Source organism: Paenibacillus sp. UNC496MF (genome assembly GCF_900113915.1).
Taxonomy (GTDB): Bacteria; Bacillota; Bacilli; order Paenibacillales; family Paenibacillaceae; genus Paenibacillus_Z; species Paenibacillus_Z artemisiicola.
On the sequence record NZ_FORE01000020.1, the window covers coordinates 167,727 to 179,790 of the forward strand.

The following is a 12,064-nucleotide window of genomic DNA, read 5'->3' on the forward strand; positions in this document are numbered from 1 at the left end:
CGGTGCGCTTGCGCGGCGCCTCCTCGCTCAGCTAGCGGGCAACCTCCCGGCTTCGCTCCGCGTAGAACGCGTCGCCCGTCGCGGCATACAGCCCCGGGAACACCGCGAACGGCGCGATCGTGTTCACGACCTTCGCCGCCTCGAACCGCCCGAGATTGCGGGCCGTCCACGCTTCGACCTCGCGCCGGACCTCCGCGCCCTCGGAAGCCGTCTCCCCGTATTCCCACGCCGCGACGATGCCGACGCCCGAATTCCAATCCCACCGTTCGACGTTCATCGCCCAGTCGGTCCACGCGTGGTCCCCCCAGCCGTCCGGCTTGCTGCGCATCATGTACCCGTACACGCCGCGGGCCGCTTGCTCCAACATCATCCGATCCATCCGCATCCCCTCCGTCTTCGTTCACGCGCGCCGATTGCGGTACTCGGTCGGCGTTACGCCGTACTGCTTCTTGAACGCCTCGCGAAAATAATCCTGGTCCGTATAGCCGATTCGGTCGCAGATCTTGTAGATTCTGGCGGACGGATCCCGCGGCAGCCGGGCCGCCTCCTCCATGCGCAGCCGGATGACGGCGTGGTTGATCGTCGCGCCGGTCACGTCCTTGACGAGCGCGTTTACGTACTTGTCGCTCAGGCCGACCGCGGCGGCCACGTCCGGCAGCGCCAAATCCTTGCGCAGGTAGTTGTCCCGCACGTAGCGCAGCGCCTGCTCGGCCAGCCTCCGCTTCTTCAGGTCGCCGGACCGCCCGGGAGCGTCCGGCGCGTCCGCGGCGAGCGCCGCGTCCGAGAGCGGCGGCGTGCCGACGACGGCGTCCGCCGCGCTTGACGCGCGCGCCGCGTCCCGGGCGCTCCCCGCCTGCGCGGCGTCCGGATTTCCGCCTTGTTCACGGTGTCGATCTGCTTCATCGCGTAGCGGGAGAATTGGTTCGCCATCAAGTAGACGAACGGTACCGAGACGAGCAGGAACAGCAGACTGAGCCCCAAAAAGATTCGGATGTACAATTGCCTGGGAAAATACCGGTTAAGCCCCGCGATCGCGCGCAACCTCCGCATCATGGGTTGTCCCATGTCTGTCGAGCCCCTGACTGAATGGAAATTCGCCCTCGCTTCTCTCTTGCAATCGCTTACGAAAATCGGTTCGCCGATCGCGCCCGGGCCGAAAAGTCCTTGTTCTCTCTATCGTCCGGACCGGCGCGGCCTTGCGGCAGCTCGGTTATGTTTATTGTTACGAACAATTTCATGTTCGTTTATAACATGATTATACATGAGCTTGATTGTTCAAGTCCTAAAATATTTGCGCCGCGAGATGCGCGCCAGCGTTCGCGTTTCTCGCGGCGGCAGGCGCAGGAGCTGCTCGGTCGCGCAGCTCGCGGCCGGACCGCGGCGGCTCGCGGCCGGACCGCGAACTACCGCCGGGTCGCGGTATCTCACGGCCCGCTCGCGGCAGCTCGCTATCGGACCGCATCCTTCTACCAGCCCGCTAACTTACAGCCGGGTTTCGGCGGCTCGCTATCGGACCGCGTCGGCTTGCTGCCCCTTTACCGCCCCGCCAGCCCACCTCTGGCGCCTCACCGCCTGCGCGCAGCGCAAAAGAGGCTGCGGCAGTCCGCCTCTCGGCAAACTGCTGCAGCCTCTTGTCCTTGCTTCCACGGCTATGGCATCATCGCGATCGCGATCTCGACCATTCGCTCCGCATCCGGCACTGCGTCCTCGCCGGCTTCAACGGCCAGCGCTTCGGCATCCGCGGCCTCCGCCGGGATGAACGCCCAATACGCCGGCACCATGCTCCGCAGCAGCGCCAGCTCGGAGCCCGTCAGCCGAAGCCCCTCGATCCGTTCGCCCGTGAAGCGGTAATCCGTCTCCTCGCGCTTGCGGAACTTGATCGCGAGCAGGCTCATGAGACCCCCGACCGTGAGGAAGGAGAACCGATAGCCCCCCCGTACCGCCGCTTCCACGTTCGCCCAATGCTCCGCGGCATACGTCAGCAGCCGTTCCCACGTCGGCTCGGGATCGATCCGCGCCGCAAGCTCGTCCTTGCTGCCGTGCCAGAGCAGCGCCAGCGTCTCGTCCGCCGAGTATCCGCGCGAGAGGATCCGCTCCAGCTGCAGCGCATACAGCTGGGGCATGATGACGCGGCCGCTCATACGAGATGGCAGGCAACCTTATGGCCGCTGCCCACCTCCCGGAATTGCGGCACTTCCTCGCGGCAGCGGGGAACCGCGAACGGGCAGCGCGTGTGGAACTTGCAGCCGGACGGCGGGTTCGCCGGATTCGGCAGCTCGCCGCTCAGCACGATCCGCTCGCGCTTCAGCTTCGGAATCGGCACCGGCACCGCCGACAGCAGCGCCTTCGTGTACGGATGAAGCGGGTTGCGGAACAGCTCGTCGCGCGAAGCCGTCTCCATCATCGATCCGAGGTACATGACGCCGATATGCGAGCACAGATGCTCGACGACGCTGAGGTCGTGGGAGATGAATAGGTACGTCAGCCCCTGCTTCTGCTGCATGCCGCGGAACAAATTGATGATCTGCGCTTGAATCGACACGTCGAGCGCGGAGACCGGCTCGTCGGCGATGATCAGGTCCGGATTCAGCACGAGCGCCCGGGCGATGCCGATCCGCTGCCGCTGGCCGCCGGAGAATTCGTGCGGAAACCGGTCGTAATGGTACGACGACAGCCCGCAGGCGGTCAGCACGTCCAGGACGCGTTCCCGAACCTCGGCCGGCGACGCCAGGCCGTGGTCGAGCAGCGCTTCGCCGATGGCGTCGCCGATCCGCACGCGCGGATTGAGCGAGCTGTACGGATCCTGGAAGATCAACTGCATCTTCGGCCGCAGGCGGCGCAGCTCGTCCGGCGGCAGATCGAACAAGTCGATGCCGTCGAACCGCACTTCGCCGTCCGTCTTGTCGTTCAAGCGCAGAATCGTGCGGCCGACCGTGCTTTTGCCGCTGCCCGATTCCCCGACGAGGCCGAATGTTTCGCCCTTGTTGATGGTAAAGCTAATGTCGTCGACTGCCTTGACTTGCCCGACCGTCCGGCCGAGCAGACCGGCCTTGATCGGAAAATATTTCTTCAGTCCGCTCACTTCAAGCAGCGCTTGCGCCTCAGCCATGCGCCATCGCCTCCTTCTCGTACAGCCAGCAAGCGACATGCTGGCCATTGCCGACGTCCTTCAGCGCGGGCTGCTTCGTCCGGCAAATCTCCATGCAGTGCGCGCACCGGTCGTGAAAATAGCAGGACGGCGTCAGCTCGAGCGGGTTCGGCACCTGGCCCGGAATGGAATACAGCTCTTCCTGGCGCTGATTGATGATCGGCTTGGACTTCAGCAGCCCTTGCGTGTACGGATGCTGCGGATTTTCGAACAGGGCCACGACCTCGCCCTCCTCCACGACTTTGCCGGCATACATGACCACGACGTAATCCGCCATTTCGGCCACGACGCCGAGGTCGTGCGTGATGAGCAGGATCGACATGCCCGATTCTTCCTTGAACCGGCGCAGCATGTCCAGGATTTGCGCCTGGATCGTCACGTCGAGCGCCGTCGTCGGTTCGTCGGCGATGAGCAGCTTCGGCTCGCACGAGATGGCGATGGCGATCATGATGCGCTGCAGCATGCCGCCGCTCAGCTCGTGCGGATACGAATCCGCGATCTGCTCCGCGCGGGAGATCCCGACCTCGCCGATCAGCTCGATCGCCCGCTTGCGCGCCGCCTTTTTGCTCATTTTCCGGTGGGTCATGAGCGGCTCCATCAGCTGCTCGCCGATCTTCAGCACCGGATTCAGCGACGTCATCGGCTCTTGGAAAATCATCGCGATCTCGTTGCCGCGAATGGCGCGCAGCTCGCTGCGGCTCAGCTTAAGCAGATCTTCGCCGTCAAAGCCGATGCGGCCGCCGGCGACCCGGCCGGCCGGGCCTTCGACGAGGCCCATGACAGACATCGCCGTGATGCTCTTGCCGCTGCCCGACTCGCCCACGATGCAGACGATTTCGCCGGGGCGGACCCGCAGGCTGACGTCGTCCACGGCGCGGACGACGCCCTCTTCGGTATGGAAATGCGTGCTGAGACGCTCGATTTCAAGTACGTTGTTCATGCTCGCGTGCACCTACCTTTTTTGCTTGGGATCCAGCACGTCGCGCAGCCCGTCGCCGAAGATGTTGATGGCGATGACGGTCGCGAAGATCGAGAATCCCGGCGGAATCCAGAGCCACGGATGGTCTTGAAAATCGATCATGTTGTTCGCCGCGTCGATCATGTTGCCCCACGTCGGCGTCGGCGCCATGACGCCGAGCCCGAAATAGCTCAGCACCGATTCGCTCAGGATAGCGCCGCCGATATTAAGCGTGGCGATGACGATGATCAAGGGCACCAGATTGGGCAGCAGATGATTGAACAGCTTCCGGCGGTCGCGCAGTCCGAGGACCACGGTCGCCTGCATATATTCCCGTTCCCGCAGACTGAGCATTTGGCCGCGAATCATCCGCGCGAGCCCCGGCCAGCCGACGATGCTCAGCATCAGCATGACGATGTACATCCGGTAATCCGTCGGCACCTTCCATTCCGACAGCAGCGCGCCGAAAATGAACAGCAGCGGCAAGCTCGGAATCGTGAGGAGCAGGTCGGCGAGCCGCATGATGAGCTGATCGGCGACGCCGCGGTAATAGCCGGCGATGACGCCGAGCAGCGTGCCGACGAACACCGACAGCACCATCGACGCCAGGCCGACGGTCAGCGAGATGCGGCCCGCCTGCAGCACGCGCGTCAGCACGTCGCGGCCGAGGGCGTCGGTGCCGAGCCAATGCTTCAGGCTCGGCGCCTTGTTCATGAACGCCATGTTGATTTTGTTATCCGTGTACGGCGAGAACAGCGGGCCGATGAAGCAGGCCAGGAACATGAACGCCACGACGGCGAGCCCGAGCATGGCCAGCTTGTTCTTGCGCAGCCGCCGCAGCGACTGCCGCCACAGCGAAGCGTGCGCGGTACTGCGCGCGGGCGCGGCCTTCGCCGTTCCCGCGCCTTCTGCGTGAATCGTTGACATCCTCGTGCCCTCCTACAACCGGACCCGCGGATCGGCGACGCGGTACAAAATGTCCGAAATGAACGTGCCGATGACGGTCAGTATGGCGATAAACAGCGTGAATCCCATCAGCAGCGGGTAATCCCGCAGCGTGAAGGACTGCATATAGAGCTGGCCGATGCCCGGCCAGTTGAAAATTTTCTCGATAATCAGCGAACCGCCGAACAGCCCGGGAAGCTCGAAGCCGACCAGCGTGATGGCCGGCAGCAGGGCGTTGCGCAGCGCGTGCGTGAACAGCACCTTGCGTTCCTTGAGCCCTTTGGCGCGGGCCGTCCGGATATAGTCCTGCTTAATGACCTCGATCATGTTGCTGCGGAAGTACCGCGTCAGCGAACCGACGCCGAGCAGCGTCATGACCATGACCGGCAAGGTCATGTGATGAATGACCTCTTTGACGTACGCCATGCCCGTCGCGTTGCTCCCCGTCGTCAGCATCCCGCCCGGCGGCAGCCATTTCCAGTCGACGGCCAAAATCTTGATCAGGAAGAGGCCGATAAAGAACGACGGGATCGACATCGCCGCGAAGAGCCCCAGCATCACGATCGTGTCAAACCACGAATACTGCTTGTACGCCGCGACGACGCCGACGACGACCGCGATCAGCCACGTCAGGAACGTCGAGACGACCGCGAGCAGGAACGAGTTCCAGATGTACTGGTTGAACAGCGTGAGCACCGGCTTCTGCTGCGCCAGCGAGTAACCGAAGTCGCCGTGGAAGGCGTTTTTCATCCAGAGCAAGTACCGCTCGATCACCGGCTTGTTCAGGCCATAGATCTCGCGCAGCTCCGCTTTGCGTTCCGGCGTCAGCTTGATGTTGCCCGTAATGAAGTCGCCCGGCGTCAAGGCGTAGAGGCAGAAGATCAAGAAGGAAGCCGCGAACAAAATGATGACCATGTATAAGATCCGCTTCGTAATGTACGTGCTCATAGTCGACTCCTTAACCTGCGATTCCCCGCCCGGTCGCCGGGCAGGGAATCGCGTTTCGTCGTTTCGTCTTGCGTTATTGGCCCAGCGTCCAGTTCGGCAGGCTCGGAGCCAGTCCGTTGAACGGGCTGACGCTCAGGTTTTGAATGCGGCCGTTATAGGCGTACACGCTCTTCTTGTAGCTCGTGAAGATGATCGGCAGCTCGTCGTTCAAGTATTGGAACAGCTCTTTGTATACGGCTTTGCGCTCGTCGATGTTCGAGGTCGCCAAACCTTTATCGTACAGCTCCTTGAACTTCGCGTCGTTGTAGCCCGGAATTTCGCCGTCGACGAATTGCAGCAGGCCGTCCGACGGATCCGTCAGGAGCGACGTCGAGAACGATGCGAGATCGTAGTCGCCGCCTTCGACCTTGGAGACGAGGGCGTTGAAGTCCGCGAAGACCTCCGGCTCGAATTTGATGCCGAGCGCTTCGTAATCCTGCTTCGCGACGGCGATGAAGATATCCGAGGCCGGGCTCTTGGAGCCCAGGTAATGGATCGTCAGCGCTTTGCCGTCCTTCTCGCGGATGCCGCCCGCGCCGACCTTCCAGCCCGCTTGGTCGAGCAGCTCCTTCGCTTTGTCCGGATCGTACTTGTACGGGTTGATGCCGTCTTCCGTGTATGCCCAGGACACCGGAGGCGCCGGAATGTTGGCGATTTGGCCCGCGCCTTGGTTCGCGTCCACGTAGATGCTTTGGCGGTCGAGGCCGTACGTCAGCGCTTGACGGACCAGCTTATCCTGCAGCGCCGGGTGCTGAAGGTTCAGCTGGATGTAGCCGTAGTTGCTCGGCGTGTACGGCAGGATGTTCACGAAGCCGAGCGCCTTCAGCTTGTCGAGGTTTTCCTTCGTGGCGGTGAACGACGCGTAGTCGACTTCGCCCGTCTCCAGGTACTGCCATGTGTCGCCTTCGGACGTTTTATAGATGAAGTGCTCCGTTTTCGGTTTGCCGGCAAAATAGTTCTCGTTCGCGACCATCCGTACTTCCTGGCCCGGAATGAACTTCTCCAGCTTGTACGGACCGTTGCCGAGCGGGCTGCCGCTAAGCTTCTTCATGTAGCCCAAATCGCCTTGCTTGTAATCCTTGCCGTAGTAGGCCTTGGACAGAACGTCCGAGCCAAGCATAGTCAACGCGCTGGCGTTCGGCTTGTCGAGCGTGACGGAGATCGTCTGCGGATCGATGACCTTGATGCCCGAGACGCTCGTCGCCTTGCCGGCTTTATAATCTTCGCCGCCCTTCACGTGCAGCGTGTTTACTTGGGAGTCGCCGTCGTACGACTTGTCATACAGGATCGTCCACGTGAACGCGACGTCGTCTGCGGTCAGCGGCGAACCGTCGCTGAACTTCAGATCCTTGCGCAGGTGGTACGTGTAGGTCAGGTTGTCCGCGGACACGTCCCATTTCTCCGCCAAGCCCGGTACCGGAAGACCTTTGTCGTCCACGGTCACGAGCGATGTGTAAAGCAGCGACGATACGTTGCCGTCGTAACCGCTCTGCTGGAAGTACGGCGTGAACGCGCCGCTCGGATCGGTCAAGCCGACAATGATCGTGTCCGTGCGGCTCTTCGCCGTATCCGGAAGCTTGGACATGTCGGACGCTTGAATCGTGCCCGTGGCGTCGCCTGCCGCATCCGGCGCGGCCGTGTTGGACGAATTGCCCGCTGCGGCTTGGTTGGCGCTGTTGGCGCCGCCGTTCGCGGTGCCGGCATTGCTGCCGTTGTTATTGCCGTTATTGCCGCATGCGGCCAGCAAAATGGCGCTCGCGAGAATAGCGGTGGATAGCGTAAGGATTCTTTTCTTCATGACGACCTCCTGAAAATAAGAGCTATTTATGAGTGCCGATTAATTCCGATTAAATCACTCAGCATTGTTGTTGGTTTTTATTATAGGTACGTTTTGCGGTTCTGTAAATAGAGAACTGAAAAATAATTCTTTCCATAAAGAAAACATGCAAAGTTCGCCAAATCCGAGACGCGTTTCCCTTAGCAGGAAAGCACAAAAAAACCACTCCCACACCGTTCCGGCACGATGCGAAAATGGTTTCCTCTCGACAGTTCAGGTTCGGCACTCGCGCGGGAGCCGTACAAGGTGCCAAAGACTTGCGTATGTTCTTTTCGATGATTCCGGGAAGTCCGCCCGCTCTTTACCCTTGCTCGATGTAGTCCATGATTTTGCGATGGATCTGGGCGATCGCGCTGGTCCGCAGGCTGTACGCGGTCAGCGTCTCGCCCTCGAAATGCGCCGTCAGCATGCCGGCATGGCGCAGCTTCGTCACATGGTCGTGCGTAATGCCCTTCGACAGCTCCAGATGGCGCACGATCTCGATGAACGACCGCGGCCCCTGATGCAGAAACCGCAAGATTTTAAGCCGGCTCTTCTCCGCCACGCTCCGGATCATGCGATATTCGTGCGGCGAGAGGAAGTCCTCGTCGTCCACGTAGACTCTGGCGGCATAATGGCAGATCGTCACATGACCGAAATGGCTAATGACGTTAAACGGCTGAAAGTGATACTGCGGCATGAGCACGACCTGCTCCAGCCCCTCCAGCGGTTCGAAAAACAGCCCGTTCGCCGTTTCGTCGATGAATGCGGCCGGCTCCGCCGAAGGAAGCGCTTGCTTGCGACGGCGCGCCTCATCCCGCAGCCGCTCAATAATCGTCCCGTCGAGGTGTCGAAAATAATGCTCGTCCCACAGCTCGAACAGCTTCGCGGTCCGGTCGCGGAACGCCGCCATGTTGGCGGGGAACTGGTTGGCATAGGGCGACATCAATTCATACAGGTCCCCGGCCGTCATGCCTCTGAGCCATACCGCGAATTCCGCGGTAGTCTCACTCGGACTCAGGTACACGAGCAGATACGTCAGCTTCCAAGCCGCGTCGATGTCGGTAGCGTCCAGCAGCTCTGCCAGCTCCGGTGACAGACGGCCGCCGACCTCCTTCGGCCATGAAGACGACAGATCGAGTTTTTTATGCGATTTCCGGCAAATATAAGCATGCAAGCTGCCAATCGCTTCGTATAGCGGTTTGAATCGGATGTCCAGACGGTATGGCATGGCCGCACGCCCCTCTCTGCCCTATATTATAGCGCGCGTTATGCGATCTGTCCCACTTCGAATTTATCCGTGCCCCGCCATTCCCGGCTATTCGCACGCATAGCCCCGATAAGGGAAGCCCATGGAAGCCATCGACAGGCTTGTAACGGTCTTTATCTTCAATGCCGTTAAGGAGCGCGGTATATGTATTCGGCGCGTTCTTCGGCCAGACGTTCGAGGTACGCGGACTTGACGAACTCGGACCGCAGCACGCGAAGCGATCGGGTCTCGCCCGGCTCCCAGTGCAGGATCCCTTCCTGCCGCAGCCGCAGCAAATGCGGTTCGAGGGTGGCGAAGCTCCGCAAGCCGACGAAATTGCGCACCTCGTCCACGGTTGGCGGGAACCCGTGCTTGGCGCTGAAATTCAGGATCGAATAGGCGATTTCCAAACATTTTCTGGATAAGCTCATTATCGACGCTCCTTCCCATAGGAACATATGTTCTTATTTTAGTCCGAAGCATCATGAATTTCAAGCGCTATTTCAGCCGAGGAAGCTGCCAATTTCTGATGCTCGCTCCGCCAAAGCCGCGTTTATCCCATTCGAAACTGCCATCTATACAAAAAACCTCTTATCAAGGAGATAAAAGGCTTCTTCGCGTCATATAAGGAAAGCGGGTGATGGGAATCGAACCCACGCCATCAGCTTGGGAAGCTGAAGTTCTACCATTGAACTACACCCGCAATGGAAAAAAAAGATGGTCGGGATGACACGATTCGAACATGCGACCCCCTGGTCCCAAACCAGGTGCTCTACCAAGCTGAGCTACATCCCGTAAATGGCGTGCCCTAAGAGATTCGAACTCCTGACCTTTTGATTCGTAGTCAAACGCTCTATCCAGCTGAGCTAAGGGCACAAAAACATGGTGTGGAGGCGCCACCCAGATTCGAACTGGGGGTCAAGCTTTTGCAGAGCTATGCCTTACCACTTGGCTATGGCGCCAAAAAAGAAATGGAGCGGAAGACGGGAATCGAACCCGCGACCCTCGCCTTGGCAAGGCGATGCTCTACCGCTGAGCCACTTCCGCGGATGGTGCGGTCAAGAGGACTTGAACCTCCACGGCTGTTACACCACTAGAACCTGAATCTAGCGCGTCTGCCAATTCCGCCATGACCGCATGTGAAAATAATGGTGCGGTTGAAGGGACTCGAACCCTTACGCCCGGTGGGCACTACCCCCTCAAGATAGCGTGTCTGCCAATTCCACCACAACCGCGTATTCAAGAAAGTGAGCCATGTAGGACTCGAACCTACGACACCCTGATTAAAAGTCAGGTGCTCTACCAACTGAGCTAATGGCTCATGCAAATGGCTGGGGATCTAGGATTCGAACCTAGGCATGACGGAGTCAAAGTCCGTTGCCTTACCGCTTGGCTAATCCCCAATGAAATGGTGGAGGATGATGGATTCGAACCACCGAACCTGGAAGGAAGAGATTTACAGTCTCCCGCGTTTGGCCACTTCGCTAATCCTCCAAAAAAATGGTGCCGACGAGAGGACTTGAACCCCCAACCTACTGATTACAAGTCAGTTGCTCTACCAGTTGAGCTACACCGGCTGATGATGCTTGTCTTTCATGGTGGCTCGGGACGGAATCGAACCGCCGACACGAGGATTTTCAGTCCTCTGCTCTACCAACTGAGCTACCGAGCCAAGCTATTCCCGATCTGAGCTGCCCTTCGGCCGAATGCCCGAAGACAACACGCGATGCAGAGTGAAAATGGCGGAGCCGACGGGATTCGAACCCGCGGTCTCCTGCGTGACAGGCAGGCATGTTAGGCCTCTACACCACGGCTCCGCGTTGGAAACAATGCCCGGCATCATGCCGAACGTAATTGGTTGCGGGGGCAGGATTTGAACCTGCGGCCTTCGGGTTATGAGCCCGACGAGCTACCGAGCTGCTCCACCCCGCGTCATTAAAAAGCGTTGCTATTCGTTTATGGTGGAGGCTGAGGGGATCGAACCCCCGACCCTCTGCTTGTAAGGCAGATGCTCTCCCAGCTGAGCTAAGCCTCCGAATAATGGTGACCCGTAGGGGACTCGAACCCCTGTTACCTCCGTGAAAGGGAGGTGTCTTAACCACTTGACCAACGGGCCTTATGAATAGTATTGCCCGATATGTAATCGGAAAGACGCCGCCTCGCCCCGGGGGGAAGCGTGGCGGAGAGCGAGGGATTCGAACCCTCGATACGCGGTTAACGTATACACGATTTCCAATCGTGCTCCTTCGACCACTCGGACAGCTCTCCACGGATGGCTCCCCGAACAGGACTCGAACCTGTAACAACTCGATTAACAGTCGAGTGCTCTACCAACTGAGCTATCAGGGAATAGATCGCATCATGGTGGAGCCAAGCGGGATCGAACCGCTGACCTCCTGCTTGCAAGGCAGGCGCTCTCCCAGCTGAGCTATGGCCCCGTAAAGGGAATGGTTGGCCTTAGTGGACTCGAACCACCGACCTCACCCTTATCAGGGGTGCGCTCTAACCAGCTGAGCTAAAGGCCAATAAAAAACCCACTCAGAAGTGGGTGTATCTTCAGTTGAAGAAAGAAACACCTTGAAAACTGGATACGATGATATGCAATTCAACATCAGCTGGTCGTCTCTGGAACGAGACATTAGGATAAGCCCTCGACCGATTAGTATTCGTCAGCTCCACGCATTGCTGCGCTTCCACCTCGAACCTATCTACCTCGTCGTCTTCAAGGGGTCTTACTAAATTGGGAAATCTCATCTTGAGGGGGGCTTCACGCTTAGATGCTTTCAGCGCTTATCCCGTCCGCACTTGGCTACCCAGCGGTGCTCCTGGCGGAACAACTGGTACACCAGCGGTGCGTCCATCCCGGTCCTCTCGTACTAAGGACAGCTCCTCTCAAATTTCCTGCGCCCACGACAGATAGGGACCGAACTGTCTCACGACGTTCTGAACCCAGCTCGCGTA

The 12,064-nt window shown here is 59.7% G+C and carries 11 protein-coding genes, 20 tRNA genes and 1 rRNA gene; all 32 read right to left on the minus strand.

The features are described 5' to 3' along the window. Positions 1–31: 31 nt before the first annotated feature. Positions 32–379, minus strand: a complete 348-nt coding sequence (locus BMZ79_RS35435) for a hypothetical protein (RefSeq protein ID WP_256253253.1) — start codon at positions 377–379, stop codon at positions 32–34. Between the two features lie 21 nt (positions 380–400). Beyond that, complete coding sequence (locus BMZ79_RS33995; protein ID WP_177222433.1) at positions 401–691, minus strand: helix-turn-helix domain-containing protein; 291 nt, start codon at positions 689–691, stop codon at positions 401–403. A gap of 35 nt (positions 692–726) precedes the next feature. Then, on the minus strand, positions 727–1,065 hold the full coding sequence (locus BMZ79_RS34595; protein ID WP_177222434.1) for a hypothetical protein: 339 nt from the start codon (positions 1,063–1,065) through the stop codon (positions 727–729). 584 nt (positions 1,066–1,649) lie between these two features. Continuing rightward, positions 1,650–2,123, minus strand: a complete 474-nt coding sequence (locus BMZ79_RS30605; RefSeq protein WP_143089173.1) for a hypothetical protein — start codon at positions 2,121–2,123, stop codon at positions 1,650–1,652. A gap of 14 nt (positions 2,124–2,137) precedes the next feature. Beyond that, positions 2,138–3,109, minus strand: a complete 972-nt coding sequence (locus tag BMZ79_RS30610; protein ID WP_090648228.1) for an ABC transporter ATP-binding protein — start codon at positions 3,107–3,109, stop codon at positions 2,138–2,140. After that, on the minus strand, positions 3,102–4,088 hold the full coding sequence (locus BMZ79_RS30615; protein ID WP_090648230.1) for an ABC transporter ATP-binding protein: 987 nt from the start codon (positions 4,086–4,088) through the stop codon (positions 3,102–3,104). The genes BMZ79_RS30610 and BMZ79_RS30615 overlap by 8 nt, the downstream gene beginning before the upstream one ends. Before the next feature lie 12 nt (positions 4,089–4,100). Continuing rightward, positions 4,101–5,033 carry an oligopeptide ABC transporter permease gene (gene opp4C / locus BMZ79_RS30620; protein ID WP_090648233.1) on the minus strand — a complete coding sequence of 311 codons (933 nt, stop codon included), beginning with the start codon at positions 5,031–5,033 and terminating at the stop codon, positions 4,101–4,103. 12 nt (positions 5,034–5,045) lie between these two features. Next, the gene (locus BMZ79_RS30625) at positions 5,046–5,999 is read right to left on the minus strand and encodes an ABC transporter permease (RefSeq protein WP_090648235.1); all 954 of its coding nucleotides are present in this window, start codon (positions 5,997–5,999) and stop codon (positions 5,046–5,048) included. Between the two features lie 73 nt (positions 6,000–6,072). Then, on the minus strand, positions 6,073–7,836 hold the full coding sequence (locus BMZ79_RS30630; RefSeq protein ID WP_090648238.1) for an ABC transporter substrate-binding protein: 1,764 nt from the start codon (positions 7,834–7,836) through the stop codon (positions 6,073–6,075). 340 nt (positions 7,837–8,176) lie between these two features. Then, positions 8,177–9,085 carry an ArsR/SmtB family transcription factor gene (locus BMZ79_RS30635; RefSeq protein WP_090648240.1) on the minus strand — a complete coding sequence of 303 codons (909 nt, stop codon included), beginning with the start codon at positions 9,083–9,085 and terminating at the stop codon, positions 8,177–8,179. A 167-nt stretch (positions 9,086–9,252) separates the two neighbouring features. Then, a complete protein-coding gene (locus BMZ79_RS30640) occupies positions 9,253–9,534 on the minus strand; it encodes a LexA family protein (protein WP_177222435.1) in 282 nt (93 codons plus the stop codon). Positions 9,535–9,735: 201 nt separating this feature from the next. Next, a tRNA-Gly gene (locus BMZ79_RS30645) sits at positions 9,736–9,806 on the minus strand. 15 nt (positions 9,807–9,821) lie between these two features. After that, positions 9,822–9,898: transfer RNA gene (locus BMZ79_RS30650), tRNA-Pro, on the minus strand. Positions 9,899–9,902: 4 nt separating this feature from the next. Continuing rightward, a tRNA-Arg gene (locus BMZ79_RS30655) sits at positions 9,903–9,979 on the minus strand. A 12-nt stretch (positions 9,980–9,991) separates the two neighbouring features. Beyond that, positions 9,992–10,065: transfer RNA gene (locus BMZ79_RS30660), tRNA-Cys, on the minus strand. Between the two features lie 10 nt (positions 10,066–10,075). Next, positions 10,076–10,150: transfer RNA gene (locus BMZ79_RS30665), tRNA-Gly, on the minus strand. 3 nt (positions 10,151–10,153) lie between these two features. Then, positions 10,154–10,240, minus strand: a tRNA-Leu gene (locus tag BMZ79_RS30670). A gap of 12 nt (positions 10,241–10,252) precedes the next feature. Next, a tRNA-Leu gene (locus BMZ79_RS30675) sits at positions 10,253–10,338 on the minus strand. 13 nt (positions 10,339–10,351) lie between these two features. Continuing rightward, a tRNA-Lys gene (locus BMZ79_RS30680) sits at positions 10,352–10,424 on the minus strand. Between the two features lie 7 nt (positions 10,425–10,431). Further along, positions 10,432–10,506 (minus strand) — tRNA-Gln (locus tag BMZ79_RS30685). A 6-nt stretch (positions 10,507–10,512) separates the two neighbouring features. Continuing rightward, positions 10,513–10,597: transfer RNA gene (locus BMZ79_RS30690), tRNA-Tyr, on the minus strand. A gap of 7 nt (positions 10,598–10,604) precedes the next feature. After that, positions 10,605–10,680: transfer RNA gene (locus BMZ79_RS30695), tRNA-Thr, on the minus strand. Positions 10,681–10,699: 19 nt separating this feature from the next. Then, positions 10,700–10,775, minus strand: a tRNA-Phe gene (locus BMZ79_RS30700). Between the two features lie 68 nt (positions 10,776–10,843). Continuing rightward, positions 10,844–10,920 (minus strand) — tRNA-Asp (locus tag BMZ79_RS30705). A 38-nt stretch (positions 10,921–10,958) separates the two neighbouring features. Further along, positions 10,959–11,035 (minus strand) — tRNA-Met (locus tag BMZ79_RS30710). A 27-nt stretch (positions 11,036–11,062) separates the two neighbouring features. After that, positions 11,063–11,138 (minus strand) — tRNA-Val (locus BMZ79_RS30715). Between the two features lie 6 nt (positions 11,139–11,144). Beyond that, positions 11,145–11,219, minus strand: a tRNA-Glu gene (locus BMZ79_RS30720). Between the two features lie 61 nt (positions 11,220–11,280). Further along, positions 11,281–11,371, minus strand: a tRNA-Ser gene (locus BMZ79_RS30725). Between the two features lie 5 nt (positions 11,372–11,376). Next, positions 11,377–11,452 (minus strand) — tRNA-Asn (locus BMZ79_RS30730). A gap of 13 nt (positions 11,453–11,465) precedes the next feature. Continuing rightward, a tRNA-Ala gene (locus BMZ79_RS30735) sits at positions 11,466–11,541 on the minus strand. Between the two features lie 10 nt (positions 11,542–11,551). After that, positions 11,552–11,628, minus strand: a tRNA-Ile gene (locus tag BMZ79_RS30740). Positions 11,629–11,742: 114 nt separating this feature from the next. Then, positions 11,743–12,064: ribosomal RNA gene (locus BMZ79_RS30745) — 23S ribosomal RNA — on the minus strand; the annotation flags it as partial.

Bases quoted from the DNA above. Each gene is read 5' to 3' on its own strand.
- BMZ79_RS35435 (WP_256253253.1), bottom strand. From the start codon at position 379: ATGGATCGGATGATGTTGGAGCAAGCGGCCCGCGGCGTGTACGGGTAC.
- BMZ79_RS34595 (WP_177222434.1), bottom strand. From the start codon at position 1,065: ATGGGACAACCCATGATGCGGAGGTTGCGCGCGATCGCGGGGCTTAAC.
- BMZ79_RS30605 (WP_143089173.1), bottom strand. From the start codon at position 2,123: ATGCCCCAGCTGTATGCGCTGCAGCTGGAGCGGATCCTCTCGCGCGGA.
- BMZ79_RS30610 (WP_090648228.1), bottom strand. From the start codon at position 3,109: ATGGCTGAGGCGCAAGCGCTGCTTGAAGTGAGCGGACTGAAGAAATAT.
- BMZ79_RS30615 (WP_090648230.1), bottom strand. From the start codon at position 4,088: ATGAACAACGTACTTGAAATCGAGCGTCTCAGCACGCATTTCCATACC.
- opp4C (WP_090648233.1), bottom strand. From the start codon at position 5,033: ATGTCAACGATTCACGCAGAAGGCGCGGGAACGGCGAAGGCCGCGCCC.
- BMZ79_RS30625 (WP_090648235.1), bottom strand. From the start codon at position 5,999: ATGAGCACGTACATTACGAAGCGGATCTTATACATGGTCATCATTTTG.
- BMZ79_RS30630 (WP_090648238.1), bottom strand. From the start codon at position 7,836: ATGAAGAAAAGAATCCTTACGCTATCCACCGCTATTCTCGCGAGCGCC.
- BMZ79_RS30635 (WP_090648240.1), bottom strand. From the start codon at position 9,085: ATGCCATACCGTCTGGACATCCGATTCAAACCGCTATACGAAGCGATT.
- BMZ79_RS30640 (WP_177222435.1), bottom strand. From the start codon at position 9,534: ATGAGCTTATCCAGAAAATGTTTGGAAATCGCCTATTCGATCCTGAAT.